The following is a 12,790-nucleotide window of genomic DNA, read 5'->3' as shown; positions in this document are numbered from 1 at the left end:
GCCGCCCGTCGCCTATTTGCGACGCGAACCGCGCTGGAACACATTGCTGAACCGCGCCAGCAGCACGATCGCCGTCGGCGCCAGCATCGTGTTCCACAGATCCTTGAGATGAGCGGCATAGTCCGGTGCGATGTCCTGCACCATGCGGTCGCGCATGTCCCACGCTTCTCCAAACAGTGCCACCAGTACCACCGCGGCAAGCGGTTTCCAGTCACGCGCCTTCCATCCGAAGACGAGGCAGGCCCCGAAGAACACCAGCAGCGCCACGTAGATGTGCAGCGCGTCCTTCGCCAGGTGGAGGTTTTCGACGAGAAAGGTCTTCGCCTGCTGCAATGCGCTCATGCGCCAGCCTCTGGCGATGATTGCCAAGCCGCGCAAGCCTCGGCATGAAGGGCGCGATAATATGAGAGGAGAGACGCCGGATGCTGGGCGGAATGCAGGATTACGAACTCAAGGTTACCCATCTGATCGACCATGCAGCGCGCGAACACGGACCGCGCACGCATGTCACTCGCTGGGCCGATGGCAGCGAGACCAGGACCGACTGGGCCGGTGTGCGCCGCGATGCACTGCGGATGACCCAGGCGCTTCGGAAACTGGGGATCGGCAAGGGCGACCGGATCGCGACCCTGGCGATGAACCATGCCCGCCATCTCGTGACCTGGTACGGCGCGGTCGGCGTGGGCGGGGTGCTCCACACGATCAATCCCCGCCTGTTCGAAGACCAGCTGGAATATATCGCCAACCATGCCGAGGACCGGGTCCTGCTCTACGACGCGATGTTCGCGCCGGTGGTCGAGAAGATGAAGGACAAGTGGACCACGATCGAGCATTACATCTGCTTTGATCCGACCACCGTCCCCGAAGGCCAGATTTCCGATATCGGTTTCGAGGACTGGATCGGCGAGCATGATGGCGACACCGAATGGGTCGATGTCGACGAACGCGATCCCTGCATGCTGTGCTACACCAGCGGCACCACCGGCAATCCCAAGGGCGTGCTGTACGAACACCGTTCGACCTATCTGCACGCGCTGGCCGGCCTTCAGCCGCAGGCGTTCGATTTCTCGACCCACAGCGTGATGCTACCGGTGGTCCCGATGTTCCATGCCGCGGCCTGGGGCATCCCCTGGGCGGGTGCGATGGCGGGCGTCAAATTCGTCTATAGCTGCTCGAACGAAGCCGAAGTGCTGCTTGAACTGATGAATCGCGAAAACGTCACCCATTCGGCAGGCGTGCCGACGGTGTGGCTCGGCATTTTCCAGCATTGCGACGCAACCGGCGCGGAACTGCCCAAGCTCAAGCAGGCGATCATCGGCGGTTCGGCCGCGCCGCGCTTTATGATCGAGCGCCTGATGAAAGAGGGCATCCGCGTCGCCCACGCCTGGGGGATGACCGAAACCTCCCCGGTCGGCACGGTCGGCGCACCGACGCCCGATTGGGAAGAGAAGAGCTTCGAGGAGAAGGTCGCGATCGTTCAGATGCAGGGCCGCCCGGTGTTCGGGATCGAACTGCGCACGGTCGATCTCGACGACATGTCTACCCCGCTTCCGCGCGACGGGAAGACCAGCGGCGCGCTGCAGGTGCGCGGGCCGTGGGTGGTCAAACGCTATTTCCGGGCCGATGAAGACGCGGTCGACGAGAATGGCTGGTTCGATACCGGCGATGTCGGCATCATTCATCCCGACGGTACGCTGCAACTCACCGACCGGACCAAGGACGTGATCAAATCGGGCGGGGAGTGGATTTCCTCGGTCGAACTCGAGAATGCCGCGGTCGGCCATCCGGCCATCGCCGAGGCTGCCGCGATTGGCATGCCCCACCCGAAATGGGATGAGCGGCCCGTACTGTTCTGCGTCAAGGCGGAGGGCCAGCAGGTGACCGCCGCCGATGTGATCGCGCATATCGAGCCGCACGTCGCCAAGTGGTGGCTGCCTGACGCGGTCGAATTCGTCGAGGACATCCCCCACACCGCGACCGGCAAGATCAGCAAGAAGGATCTGCGCGCGCGCTTTTCCGATTACGTGCTGGAGGCCTGATCCATGGCGGGATCGAAGAGCTGTCCGAAATGCGGTCGCAAGATGGAAGAGGGCTTCACGATCGATTCCAGCGATTATTCGGCGCCTTCGATCCCGTTCTGGCATCCCGGCGCACCCGACAAGCGCTGGTATGGCCTCAAGATCGACAAGAAGGCGCGGCGCGCGGTCCAGACCTGGCGCTGCACCTCGTGCTCCTATCTCGAAAGTTACGCCCCATGACCTACGTCAATCCCAGCGACACCAACTTCGCCGCGTTCAAGAACTTGCCGCGCGATACGCCGATCCAGATGTTCAACCTGGTGCGTTACCGCAAGGAAGCGGCCTATCCCGAGGATCATCCCAATCACGGCAAGGGCTGGTCTGGCGACGAGGCCTATCGCGAATACGGGAAGACCAGCGGACCGATCTTCGCCCGCGTCGGCGGCAAGCTGGTCTGGCGCGGCCGCTATGAGACCGTGCTCACGGGGCCCGATGACGAGCATTGGGATGCGGCCTTCATCGCCGAATATCCGGACGCCGCGGCGTTCTTCGAAATGATCACCGATGCCGAATATCAGAAGGCGGTGGTGAACCGGACCGCAGCGGTCGAGGACAGTCGGCTGATCCGGTTCGCCAAAAGCGGCGGCGGCGAGGGGTTTTCGTGATCCTCACCGTAAACGATCAATCGTAGAGATAACCGGCGAACCGCTCGGCTGCTGATACGAACAGACCGATTTGGAGGGCATAGTTCTCCATCAGAATACCGCCATCCGAAATGATATACATCCGCAGCGAAATCGTGCCTTCCGGATCGATATAGGCGCGGCCGAAATGCTGGCGGAGATTGAATTCGTTGATCGCCTCCATGATCGCGGTATCACTCGTCCCCTCGCTGGGTGAGAATGTCGCGAGGATGGAGGTGCCAAAGCATTCGCTCTCGGTGTCTTCGTCCTCGCAAGCCATCAGCAAGGCGTCGGCCTTCAGCGTGTTTGCAAACACGATCTCGATATTCCGCCGCTCGCCGCCTTCCTCGTAGCTCGCTTCGATTTTGTCGAGCACAGCCTTGAGATCGGCGCGGGTGAAGGTTTCGATCCGGCGATCGGGGTCGTAGGATTGCGCCGCGATCGGACTTGTGAATGCCAGTGCGACAGTCGCCGCAGCCAAGAACGCTTTCATAAATTCTCCTCCATCGGGTGTCGGTCGACACTGTCCCATTAAATCCGCACCCGCCACAGTCGGGATCGTACGCAGCCGATCACCGCCATTCTATAACAACCGCATCTGCCCGCCAATTTCCGGCGCGCGGAATTGGCTGCAATCGAGTTCGAAGCGCGGGCGATCGAGCGCGGCACGCTTGCAGGCGAGATCGAAGCGGGCGCGGAACAGATCGGGCCACACGCCGCGCGGACGCAGGCGGCTGAAGAAATTGGGGTCGTTGTCCTTCCCCTCGCGCACCGAGCGCACGATGCTCATCACCTTGCCCGCACGCTCGGGGAAATGGACTTGCAGCCATTCGCGAAACAGCGGGGCGACTTCGTGCGGCAGGCGCAGCATAATCCAGCCAGCCGATCGCACGCCGAGGGAGGCCGCGCGCGCGATGATGCCTTCCATGAATTCGTCGGTGATCGCCGGGATCACCGGCGCGATCGAGCAATGCGCGGGCACGCCGGCTTCAACCAGGCGCCCCAGCGCCGCCATCCGTTTCGCCGGTGCCGCAGCGCGCGGTTCGAGCAATGACGACAGGCGCGGATCGAGCGTGGTGACCGATATCGCCACCGCGACCAGCTTGCGCTCGGCCATCTCCTGCAGCAGGTCGATATCGTCGAGCACGCGGTCGGACTTGGTGGTGATCGTCACCGGATTGCGCGCGTCTAAGCACACTTCGAGGACTTGCCGGGTGATCCGGTAATCGCGCTCGATCGGCTGATAGGGATCGGTGTTGGTCCCCATCGCGATCGGCTTGGCCTTGTAGGCGGGCTTCGCCAGCGTCGCGCGCAACAGTTCGGCGGCCCCGGGCTTGGCGTACAGCCTGGTCTCGAAATCGAGCCCGGGGGAAAGGTCGTGATAGGCGTGGCTGGGCCGCGCGAAGCAATAGATGCAGCCATGCTCGCAGCCGCGATAGGCGTTCACCGACTGGTCGAACCCGATATCGGGCGAGCGATTGAAGCTGAGGATCGATTTGGGCCGTTCCTCGATCACCGTGGTGCGCAGCTTTACCGGAGGACCGCCTTCTTCCGCGGCCAGCGCCTCGACATGATCGCGCCAGTCGCCATCGACCTCGCGCGTGGCGAGGCCGAATCGGGTGGGTACGGCGTCGCTTTGCGCGCCGCGGCCATGCACGCGTTCGGGAGGGGCAGGGCGGTCATCCACCCATGGAACGTAACAGGAACAACACCGCGCGTCACGCGCGGAATCGTGCTTATCCCTCGGGGTCGAGCAGCTTGTGCAGCGGCACGATGACGTATTTCATTTCGGCATCGTCGACCGTGCGCTGGGCGTTGCCGCGCCAGACGTTCTCGGCCGCTTCGTAGTCGCCGAACACGCCTGCGACATGCAGGCCTTCGGGATCGGCAAAGGTGATCGCGCGCGGATCGGTGACGCGGCCGCCCATCACGAGATAGAGCGTCTGTTCGGCGGTTTGTTCTTCCATCGGATTATCCTGCTGGTGCGGCCCGGAGCGATGGGCCTGGTGATTTGCGCCGCCCCATAGCGAAACGGGCGGGCAACTCAAGGTCGCCCGCCCGTATCATCACATTTGCATGTCGATTAGCGCCGGACTTTTTCGAATAGCGCGCGGGTGGTTTCGCGTGCATTCTCTAGCGCGGCCTGGCCGAAGCGTTCGGCTTCGCGGGCAAGATCGCCGGCGCTGCTGGCGACGCTTTCGCCCAGATCCTCGATCCGGTCACGCGCTTCGGAGCCCGCATCGCCGGCGCTGTCGAGCGCGCGATTGCCGTAGAGCATCGCACCTTCAGCGGCGACGGCACCGAAGGTGAGAGCCTTCTTGCCGAGTGCGCGGGCAGTCTTTGGCTTAATCAGCGCGGCGATCAGCGCGCCTGCGGCGAGGCCGCCGGCCACGGTGAGAACCGGGTGGTCCTTGGCAAAACTCTTCGCCGAGTTTCCGAGTTCGCGCGCCTTGACGGCGTATTCGCTCTCGTTCTCTCGCTCGGCGATCGCATCGCGTTCGAGACGCTCTTGCGAAGCGGCGATCTTCTCGCGGATCCGCTGGCGCTTTTCGTCACTGACTGTCATGTTTCCTCCGGAGGATAGGGTGCAAAACGGGTTTGCTCTATCAACGCATGCGGAGGCTTGCGCGTTCCGACTATTCGTCGTCTTCGCGCTCGTCCCAACCCAGCAATCGCCCGATCGGTCCGCGCGAGAGCCACAGGACCAGCGCAGCCACCACGCCGCCGATCACGGCCTTGTTCTCTTCGGCGAGTGCGATCACTTCCTCGCTCATTTCGGAAGCCTCTTCGGAAATCGTGTCGGCGATCCTGCCGCCGACCCCGCGCATGGAAAGGTCGGCTTTCATGCGCTCGAAATCGGCGAGCATGATCGCTTTCGCCGCATCGCGGGCAAGGTGGTCTTCTTCGAGCCGGTTACGCAACGAACTCATCCCCCGTTCTCGCTTTCATCGTCTTCGCCCCTTTGCTCGCGCTCCTTGGCGCGGGCACCCATCGCTTCCTTGATCTGGTCGAAGCCGCGGAACATGCGCTGGAACAGGATCCCGGCAGCGAGCGCCCAGAACAGAGTAACGATGCCGATCGCCCACCAGATTCCGACGATGCCACGCAGTCCGAGCAGCACGCCGACCGATCCAACGATCAGCGCGATCACCAGGAACACGGCGCCGATCAAACCCTTGAGCGCAGCCTGCGCGAGGTGATCGACGATGAATTGTACCTTGGTCGACTGATAGGCGACCTCGGCTTCGACATAGGTCTTGCCGTCGTCGATCAGCTGCGTGACGTCGTCTATCAACGAACGCTCCGCCGGGCTGTCGGGGGTTTTCTTGGCGCGATGCTTGTCGCGAACGAGGGGAGGGGGGCTCTCCGTCATGGTGTGCGAAAAGCCCCCCTAGTTTCTGATGTCAATGGAATGTCGAGTTCTATCAGCGACGGAACACGCGGGCGAACATGTAGCCCACGACCGCAGCGATACCGACAGCCGTGCCGGGGCTCTTGCGAACGAATTCGCGGGCGTCTTCACCCAGTTCCTCGAGCTCCTTGGCTTTCAGCTTGTCGGCATTCGACTGGAGCGAACGGGCGGCCTTGCGGGCGTAATCGCCGTATTCGGCGCCGAAGCGTTCATCGATCTGGAGGGCGGTGTCGTCGATAGTCTTGCTGAGCGAGACCAGCGCGTCCGATGCCTTGTCCTTGCCATCGCGCGCGATGTCGGCGGCGTAGGTCTTGGCTTCGGTGCTGTAACCCTTCGCATCGCCGACGAGCTTATCGCCCTGCGAGCGGGCCTTGCCGCGATATTCGCCGGCACGGACCTTGGCTTCGTCGCGCAGCAGCGCGGCGCCGGCCTTGGCTTCGTCGACCGCAGCCGAGAAACGGCTCTTCGCCTGCTCGGTATTGCTGGTGGTCGCCGTCGTCGTTGTCGCAGCGGGGACTGCCTTCGGGGCAGCGGCCTTCTTGCGCGGAGCGGTTTTCTTCTTGGTGGGTTTCTTTTCGTCGGCCATCATATCGGTCCTTTCCCCTATTAGGGATTGCAGATTTTTGCCGGTGCAGGAGAAATCTCCCCCGCACCCTTCATCAAACCAACGCGGCTTGCCTGCCAATGTTCCGCCGCATAGGAGGCCAGCGAACGGAACGGCCTCGAATGCGTAATCGGGGCTGTGTTATTTGCATACAACGCTTCCTCGACGAAAGGCCTTGCCATGACTGCGATCATCGACATCCACGGACGCGAAATCCTCGACAGCCGCGGCAATCCCACGGTCGAAGTCGACGTGCTGCTCGACGATGGCAGCTTCGGCCGCGCGGCGGTGCCCTCGGGTGCTTCGACCGGCGCGCACGAAGCGGTCGAACTGCGCGATGGCGACAAGAAGCGCTATCTCGGCAAGGGCGTGCTGAAGGCGGTGAAGGCCGTGAACACCGAGATCGCCGATGCGCTGTTGGGCGTCGATGCCGACGACCAGCGCGAAGTCGACCTGGCGATGATCGCGCTCGACGGCAGCGACAACAAGGGCCGCCTCGGCGCGAACGCGATCCTCGGCGTGTCGATGGCGGTGGCCAAGGCGGCGGCGAATGCGCGCGGCCTGCCGCTCCACGCCTATCTCGGCGGGGTGTCGGCGCACATGTTGCCGGTGCCGATGATGAACATCGTCAATGGCGGCGAACATGCCGACAATCCGATCGACATCCAGGAATTCATGGTCATGCCCGTGGGTGCGGACAGCATTGCCGAGGCGGTGCGCTGGGGCGCGGAAATCTTCCACACGCTGAAGAAATCGCTGGCCGAAAAGGGCCTGTCGACCTCGGTCGGCGACGAAGGCGGCTTCGCTCCCGATCTCGCCAGCACGCGCGACGCGCTCGATTTCATCATGGGATCGGTCAGCAAGGCCGGGTTCAAGCCGGGCGAGGACGTGGTGCTGGCGCTCGATTGCGCGGCGAGCGAATTCTACCGCAAGGGCAAATACGAGATTTCGGGCGAAAACCTCTCGCTCAATTCGGAAGAAATGGCCCATTACCTCGGCAAATTGTGCGCCGACTACCCGATCCGCTCGATCGAGGACGGCATGCATGAAGACGATTTCGAAGGCTGGAAGGCGCTTACCGACCTGATCGGCGACGAAGTCCAGCTGGTGGGCGACGACCTGTTCGTCACCAATCCCGACCGCCTCGAAATGGGGATCGGCAAGGGGCTGGCCAATTCACTGCTGGTGAAGGTCAACCAGATCGGCACGCTGACCGAGACGTTCGAGGCCGTCAGCATCGCCCAGCGCGCGGGCTACACCGCGGTGATGAGCCACCGGTCGGGCGAAACCGAAGACGCCACCATCGCCGACCTCGCGGTTGCGACCAATTGCGGCCAGATCAAAACCGGCTCGCTCGCCCGCTCGGACCGGCTCGCCAAGTACAACCAGCTCATCCGCATCGAGGAAGAACTGGGCGACAGCGCGGATTACGCCGGCACGGCGTGCTTCGGACGGTTGGCGTAACGGGACGATCAGGTCTGCGATCCCGCAACTATCGTGTCGGAAATCATTCTTCTTTCCCAGAAGAAAAGTATTTTAAGGCCGTATAGAAAAAACAGCCATTGGCCATGGTGACCGCATAATATGTGTACGAATAGGTAATATGCACATCAAATAAAAAGTAATATGATATTGCTGATGCTAATATCAAGTATATGAACGAATATTTCAACAACCTAAGGCTTATTGAATTCTGAAGTTCCAAGATCGCCCATAATGATGAAATAAATATAGATATTGAAATGTTTGCCCCAGATTCGGGCTCCAAAAATAAAAAGACCACTGCCGTTATCAGCAGAAGCGCAAAGAATGATCGTCTATCCATGCACGTCGCGACCTTTTCCATTCAGCTCTTGAAGGACCTATTCGGTTGGTCGGCTGCGTCCCCGTTCCGAAGGGCAATGCCTGCCTGTGGAACTCATTTGACCGCCCTGTTCCTTCGCACCAACAACTGCTATTCCGAGAGTTCCGGGGCGACGATACGGAATCGCCCGTAAGAGGCAAGCGCGCTAGGCCTTTCGCATGGCCGCTCTTCTCCGCCTCGTCCTACCCGATCTTTGCCCACGCTGACGAACCGCTAACGGCCTGCGCTGGCCTACACCCCCAGACGCCAACCCAAATCCCCCGCCGCATCGCGTTCGCTCAATCGCGAGGCGGAGCGCGGGGTGCAGGAGCGGATCGCGAGCTTCGCCAGCTTCGATCGCGCGGCCCAAGAGGAGATCCGCAAATATCGGACCATCTTCACCGGCCAAGTACAGGTTGCATGGACGCTGAGCCAAGAAGCGCAACGGTAGGCGCGGCTTGCGCTCGGCAGCTAACCCTCGTCTTCCATCTCACGTTCGACCTGTTCCTCCGCTTCCTCCTGTGCGTGGTCGAGCTTTTCCATCACGCGGCGGTTCTTGGGGCTGAGCAAATATTGCCACACGCCCCAGGCGTTGATCAGCAGCAGGATCGCATTCATCGCCGCGATGGGGATGGCATTGTCGGTCAGGCCGATCACCACCCAGGTGACGGCGACCGCGCAGAACAATACGAAGCCCCAGCCGGTGACCTTGCGGCCAAGGTCTGCGGCAATCAGACCGGCGGCGAGTATCGTGCCGATGGCGGCGATCCATTCGAGGGGTCCGTTCATGGCCGCTCGACGGGCCGTCGGCAGATAGGTTCCAGAACTTACACGCGTTGGCCGCTTTGCAGCGTCAGCTCGGTGCCGAACACCTGCTTCACCTTGCGCTCGATCGTGGAAAGTTCGACGTGTTCGAACTTGCCCGTCAGGCGCGTCTTGAGGTCGCGATACTGGTCGTAATGGCCGAGCAGGCGATAGGTCCCTTCGCCGTATAGCGAGCCGAGCATCTTGCCGGTCATGAAACTGCCCACGCTGGTAAGCGGGCCGAGTGTGACACTGAGCGTCGCGCCGACCGCGTTGAACATCGCCGAGCCGGCTTCGCCGGTGGCGAAGTCGATCGCGGTGGTCTTGATCCGCTGCATCAGCGAGGCGTTGTCATGCCGGGCTTCGTGGTCGAACTTGCCAAGCCGATCCGACAGGAAGCGTTCGATCCGCTCGTGCTCTGCATCCAGCCCTTCGTCGCCGAGCATGGCGACCCAGCCGCCTTCGGGTGGAGGCAGCTCGCGCGTCGTCTGCGAGAACTTCCGGAACAGCAGGCCGTATTGCGCGAAATCGGCATGGGCGCGGGCGAGAATGTCCTGCGGGCTTTTCACATCCTTTTGCAGGAACGCGAACAGGCCGAGCGGGGGAAGGGCGAGCCGATAGCCGCTATCGGCGTTGGCCTCGTCGATCAGCTGATGCGCATCGGCTATCGCGGTCTCGCGGAAATGGTGCGAGACCGCTTCCTGGAAGGTCAGCGCGTGGAATTGCGAGAGCCGCTGCCAGCGATCGGGCGGCACGTAGACATCCTGTCCGGCAAAGGCGAGCTGGCGGATGTAGGAGAAGCGGAAGCGGTTGACGAGCGTGCCCATGGCGAGCGCGCGGTCGATCCCGTAAGTCTCGGGCAGGGCCAGTGCCGCGTCGATCGCCTCCGGCCCGCACCCGCTGATCCCGGCGACGCATTTGCTGCCCGAAAAGCCACCATCGGCCCACGACGCGAATTCCTCGCTTTCCAGCCAGTGATCGGAGCGGCGCAGATATTCCTTCGCCTCGGCCAGCTTGGCAAAGAACGCATCCGACGCCCCGCGGAACGGTTGGTCGAGCCCCTCGGTCGGCGCGACGGCACCGTTGGCGGTGGCAGCTGGGGCCAGATCGTCGAGTGCGCGCCCGGCCGACGCGACCATGAAGCCGGTCTGCGCGGCCAGATTGCGTGGGCGCACCGGGCCGAACAGGTCGCGATCGAAATTGTTGTCGCGGACCAGATCGTCGAGCTCGTCCTGCAACTGCGCGACCTTGGACGGCGGAAGCGTTCCGTCGAACGACACCTTGTTCGAGGTCAGCATTAGCTCGAGCACCCACAGCGCTTCAAGCAGTTCCCCCAGCGAGATCGGTTCGTTGCGCGTGCCGGGGGTCAGGGTGAACAGCGCGTGCGCCGTCTTGAGTGCGCGCTGGTTGACGCACGACCCGCCATCGAGTCGTTGCAGCGTGCCGTCGAGATCGACCGCGCGTGTTTTCTCCGTCCCCATGGCGCGAGACTAGCGCGCGACATGTGGCATGCCAATCGCGCCGAACGATCGCATGCGTCGGCTCGCTGTTCGGCGCTGTTCGGCGACCAATCGAGCGCTTGATCGACAGGTGTGACGAGTCGGAAAGCGGTCGCCGTGATCCGATATAACGACCCGGAGCGGGTGCTCCTGAACCTACAGCATCACATCGCGATGTTCGCGAATGTGATCGGCCGGACTGGATCGATCAGTCTGCGAACCGCTCTTGCAATTCGAGCATCGCGATCGCCGCCTGGGCCGCTTCGCCGCCCTTGTTCTTGCGATAGGGATCGGAGCGGGCGAAGGCCTGCTTCTCGGTTTCGACCGTGATGATGCCGTTGCCGATGGCGATGCCGTCCATCGTCAACGCCATGATCGCGCGTGCGCTTTCGCCGGCGACGATTTCAAAGTGGTAGGTCTCGCCCCGGATCACGCAGCCGATCGCAACGAACCCGTCATAGCGATCGCTCTCGATCGCCAGAGCGATCGCGCCCGGGATTTCGAGCGCGCCGGGCACGGTGATGGTCTCGTGCGTGTGTCCCGCTTGCTCGAGCGCTGTGCGCGCGCCTTCGAGCAGCTGGTCGTTGATCGTCTCGTAGAAACGGGCTTCGACGATGAGGAATTTCGCCATAATCAATTACCTTTGGGGTCAGTTGCCTTCGGGAATGTCGCGCGTGTCGACGATATCGATGCCGTAGCCCTCGATGCCGGGCACGTTGGGCTGCGAGTTGGAGAGCAGGATCATGTCGTGCACGCCGAGATCGGCGAGGATCTGCGCGCCGATGCCGTAGGTGCGCAATTCGGCGCCGGGATCGTTGTCCCCGCCGCGCAGCGGATCGGATTCGCGCGGGCGCACGAGGAGCACGATCACGCCGCTGCCTTCTTCGCCGATCGCCTGCATGGCGCGCTGGAGTTGGCGCTTGGACGGGCCGGGCTCGCCCAGCATGTCCGACAGGAGCGACATGGTGTGCACGCGGGAGAGAGTTGGCTTGGCGGGATCGACATGGCCCTTCTGGAGGACGAAGCTCTCGCTGTTATCGACCTTGTTGCGATAGGTGATCAGCTTCCACTGGCCGCCATAATCCGAGGTAAAGTCGCGCTCGCCAAGGCGCTCGACCAGGTGATCGTTGCGGCGGCGATAGGCGATCAGGTCGCGGATCGTGCCGATCTTGAGATTATGCTTGCGGGCGAAGCCGATCAGGTCGTCGAGGCGCGACATGGTGCCGTCGTCGTTCATGATCTCGCAGATCACGCCCGAGGGGTTGAGCCCTGCGAGGCGCGAAATGTCGACCGCGGCTTCGGTGTGTCCGGCGCGAACCAGCACGCCGCCATCGCGCGCGACCAGCGGGAAGACGTGGCCCGGCGTGGTGATGTCGCTCTCGTCGCGCGAACTATCGATCGCGACCGAAACGGTGCGCGCGCGGTCGGCCGCGGAAATGCCGGTGGTGACGCCTTCGCGCGCCTCGATCGAGACCGTGAAGGCGGTTTCGTGGCGGGTGCCGTTCTTGCGGCTCATCAGGTCGAGCCCGAGTTCCTCGACCCGCTTGCGGGCCAGCGAAAGGCAGATCAGGCCGCGGCCATGGGTGGCCATGAAATTGATCGCCTGCGGGGTCGCCATCTGCGCGGGAATAACGAGGTCGCCTTCGTTCTCGCGATCCTCGTCGTCGACCAACACGAACATGCGGCCGTTGCGCGCTTCCTCGATGATCTCCTCGATCCCGACCAGCACAGGCGTTTCATCCTGCGCGTCGAGGAAGCGCTCGAGCTTGTTCAGCGTATCGGCGGTGGGGTTCCAGCCATCCTCGGCGCAATCGCGCAGCGTGTTGGCGTGGAGCCCGGCGGCGCGGGCCAGACCGGCTTTGGAGAAAGACCCGTCTTCGACGAGTGAACGAACGCGTTCGACAATAGGATGTGACATGCGGGCGCC

The 12,790-nt window shown here is 62.8% G+C and carries 16 protein-coding genes; 4 read left to right on the top strand and 12 right to left on the bottom strand.

All coding sequences use genetic code 11. The features are described 5' to 3' along the window. Positions 1–12: 12 nt before the first annotated feature. Entirely contained in the window at positions 13–342 is a 330-nt protein-coding gene (locus GRI68_RS05635; RefSeq protein WP_160616337.1) for a hypothetical protein, read from the bottom strand. A gap of 80 nt (positions 343–422) precedes the next feature. Here GRI68_RS05635 and GRI68_RS05630 point away from each other — a divergent pair, with 80 nt between their 5' ends. From GRI68_RS05630 to GRI68_RS05620, 3 genes are read left to right on the top strand one after another with little or no spacing between them, the layout of a single operon-like run. Then, positions 423–2,039 carry a long-chain fatty acid--CoA ligase gene (locus GRI68_RS05630; RefSeq protein WP_160616336.1) on the top strand — a complete coding sequence of 539 codons (1,617 nt, stop codon included), beginning with the start codon at positions 423–425 and terminating at the stop codon, positions 2,037–2,039. Positions 2,040–2,042: 3 nt separating this feature from the next. Then, positions 2,043–2,258, top strand: coding sequence for a PF20097 family protein (locus GRI68_RS05625; RefSeq protein WP_160616335.1), 216 nt, complete (start codon positions 2,043–2,045; stop codon positions 2,256–2,258). Further along, the gene (locus GRI68_RS05620; protein WP_160616334.1) at positions 2,255–2,683 is read left to right on the top strand and encodes a DUF1330 domain-containing protein; all 429 of its coding nucleotides are present in this window, start codon (positions 2,255–2,257) and stop codon (positions 2,681–2,683) included. The genes GRI68_RS05625 and GRI68_RS05620 overlap by 4 nt, the downstream gene beginning before the upstream one ends. 16 nt (positions 2,684–2,699) lie before the next feature. Here GRI68_RS05620 and GRI68_RS05615 read toward each other — a convergent pair whose 3' ends face one another. The 7 genes from GRI68_RS05615 to GRI68_RS05585 form a co-directional block, all read right to left on the bottom strand. Next, a complete protein-coding gene (locus tag GRI68_RS05615) occupies positions 2,700–3,194 on the bottom strand; it encodes a YbjN domain-containing protein (RefSeq protein ID WP_160616333.1) in 495 nt (164 codons plus the stop codon). Positions 3,195–3,284: 90 nt separating this feature from the next. Then, on the bottom strand, positions 3,285–4,388 hold the full coding sequence (locus GRI68_RS05610) for a PA0069 family radical SAM protein (protein WP_160616332.1): 1,104 nt from the start codon (positions 4,386–4,388) through the stop codon (positions 3,285–3,287). 49 nt (positions 4,389–4,437) lie between these two features. Beyond that, positions 4,438–4,668, bottom strand: a complete 231-nt coding sequence (locus GRI68_RS05605) for a DUF4170 domain-containing protein (RefSeq protein WP_160616331.1) — start codon at positions 4,666–4,668, stop codon at positions 4,438–4,440. Between the two features lie 116 nt (positions 4,669–4,784). After that, on the bottom strand, positions 4,785–5,267 hold the full coding sequence (locus GRI68_RS05600) for a hypothetical protein (RefSeq protein ID WP_160616330.1): 483 nt from the start codon (positions 5,265–5,267) through the stop codon (positions 4,785–4,787). A 70-nt stretch (positions 5,268–5,337) separates the two neighbouring features. After that, positions 5,338–5,631, bottom strand: coding sequence for a hypothetical protein (locus GRI68_RS05595; protein WP_160616329.1), 294 nt, complete (start codon positions 5,629–5,631; stop codon positions 5,338–5,340). Next, positions 5,628–6,074, bottom strand: a complete 447-nt coding sequence (locus GRI68_RS05590; protein WP_160616328.1) for a phage holin family protein — start codon at positions 6,072–6,074, stop codon at positions 5,628–5,630. Before GRI68_RS05590 ends, GRI68_RS05595 begins: the two co-directional genes overlap by 4 nt. A gap of 52 nt (positions 6,075–6,126) precedes the next feature. After that, entirely contained in the window at positions 6,127–6,699 is a 573-nt protein-coding gene (locus tag GRI68_RS05585; protein WP_160616327.1) for a hypothetical protein, read from the bottom strand. A 198-nt stretch (positions 6,700–6,897) separates the two neighbouring features. Between GRI68_RS05585 and eno the strand changes: the two genes are divergently transcribed. After that, positions 6,898–8,181 (top strand): phosphopyruvate hydratase, encoded by a 1,284-nt coding sequence (gene eno, locus GRI68_RS05580; RefSeq protein ID WP_160616326.1) that lies wholly within the window; start codon positions 6,898–6,900, stop codon positions 8,179–8,181. A gap of 850 nt (positions 8,182–9,031) precedes the next feature. On the opposite strand, the gene GRI68_RS05575 is transcribed toward eno, so the two are convergent. The 4 genes from GRI68_RS05575 to ribB form a co-directional block, all read right to left on the bottom strand. Beyond that, positions 9,032–9,349 carry a hypothetical protein gene (locus GRI68_RS05575; RefSeq protein ID WP_160616325.1) on the bottom strand — a complete coding sequence of 106 codons (318 nt, stop codon included), beginning with the start codon at positions 9,347–9,349 and terminating at the stop codon, positions 9,032–9,034. Between the two features lie 38 nt (positions 9,350–9,387). Then, positions 9,388–10,845, bottom strand: coding sequence for a hypothetical protein (locus tag GRI68_RS05570; RefSeq protein WP_160616324.1), 1,458 nt, complete (start codon positions 10,843–10,845; stop codon positions 9,388–9,390). Between the two features lie 226 nt (positions 10,846–11,071). Further along, positions 11,072–11,494, bottom strand: a complete 423-nt coding sequence (gene ribH, locus GRI68_RS05565) for a 6,7-dimethyl-8-ribityllumazine synthase (RefSeq protein ID WP_160616323.1) — start codon at positions 11,492–11,494, stop codon at positions 11,072–11,074. Positions 11,495–11,512: 18 nt separating this feature from the next. Beyond that, a complete protein-coding gene (ribB, locus tag GRI68_RS05560) occupies positions 11,513–12,781 on the bottom strand; it encodes a 3,4-dihydroxy-2-butanone-4-phosphate synthase (RefSeq protein ID WP_160616322.1) in 1,269 nt (422 codons plus the stop codon). Between the last annotated feature and the right edge of the window lie 9 nt (positions 12,782–12,790).

It is taken from the genome of Alteriqipengyuania halimionae, assembly GCF_009827575.1.
GTDB lineage: Bacteria > Pseudomonadota > Alphaproteobacteria > Sphingomonadales > Sphingomonadaceae > Alteriqipengyuania_A > Alteriqipengyuania_A halimionae.
This window is presented reverse-complemented; position numbering and strand designations above follow the sequence as displayed.

What these genes read in the sequence shown, in the direction of transcription:
- GRI68_RS05585 (WP_160616327.1), bottom strand. Translation starts at nt 6,699, where the DNA reads ATGGCCGACGAAAAGAAACCCACCAAGAAGAAAACCGCTCCGCGCAAG.
- GRI68_RS05600 (WP_160616330.1), bottom strand. Translation starts at nt 5,267, where the DNA reads ATGACAGTCAGTGACGAAAAGCGCCAGCGGATCCGCGAGAAGATCGCC.
- GRI68_RS05620 (WP_160616334.1), top strand. Translation starts at nt 2,255, where the DNA reads ATGACCTACGTCAATCCCAGCGACACCAACTTCGCCGCGTTCAAGAAC.
- GRI68_RS05575 (WP_160616325.1), bottom strand. Translation starts at nt 9,349, where the DNA reads ATGAACGGACCCCTCGAATGGATCGCCGCCATCGGCACGATACTCGCC.
- ribH (WP_160616323.1), bottom strand. Translation starts at nt 11,494, where the DNA reads ATGGCGAAATTCCTCATCGTCGAAGCCCGTTTCTACGAGACGATCAAC.
- eno (WP_160616326.1), top strand. Translation starts at nt 6,898, where the DNA reads ATGACTGCGATCATCGACATCCACGGACGCGAAATCCTCGACAGCCGC.
- ribB (WP_160616322.1), bottom strand. Translation starts at nt 12,781, where the DNA reads ATGTCACATCCTATTGTCGAACGCGTTCGTTCACTCGTCGAAGACGGG.
- GRI68_RS05595 (WP_160616329.1), bottom strand. Translation starts at nt 5,631, where the DNA reads ATGAGTTCGTTGCGTAACCGGCTCGAAGAAGACCACCTTGCCCGCGAT.
- GRI68_RS05635 (WP_160616337.1), bottom strand. Translation starts at nt 342, where the DNA reads ATGAGCGCATTGCAGCAGGCGAAGACCTTTCTCGTCGAAAACCTCCAC.
- GRI68_RS05590 (WP_160616328.1), bottom strand. Translation starts at nt 6,074, where the DNA reads ATGACGGAGAGCCCCCCTCCCCTCGTTCGCGACAAGCATCGCGCCAAG.
- GRI68_RS05630 (WP_160616336.1), top strand. Translation starts at nt 423, where the DNA reads ATGCTGGGCGGAATGCAGGATTACGAACTCAAGGTTACCCATCTGATC.
- GRI68_RS05605 (WP_160616331.1), bottom strand. Translation starts at nt 4,668, where the DNA reads ATGGAAGAACAAACCGCCGAACAGACGCTCTATCTCGTGATGGGCGGC.
- GRI68_RS05625 (WP_160616335.1), top strand. Translation starts at nt 2,043, where the DNA reads ATGGCGGGATCGAAGAGCTGTCCGAAATGCGGTCGCAAGATGGAAGAG.
- GRI68_RS05570 (WP_160616324.1), bottom strand. Translation starts at nt 10,845, where the DNA reads ATGGGGACGGAGAAAACACGCGCGGTCGATCTCGACGGCACGCTGCAA.
- GRI68_RS05615 (WP_160616333.1), bottom strand. Translation starts at nt 3,194, where the DNA reads ATGAAAGCGTTCTTGGCTGCGGCGACTGTCGCACTGGCATTCACAAGT.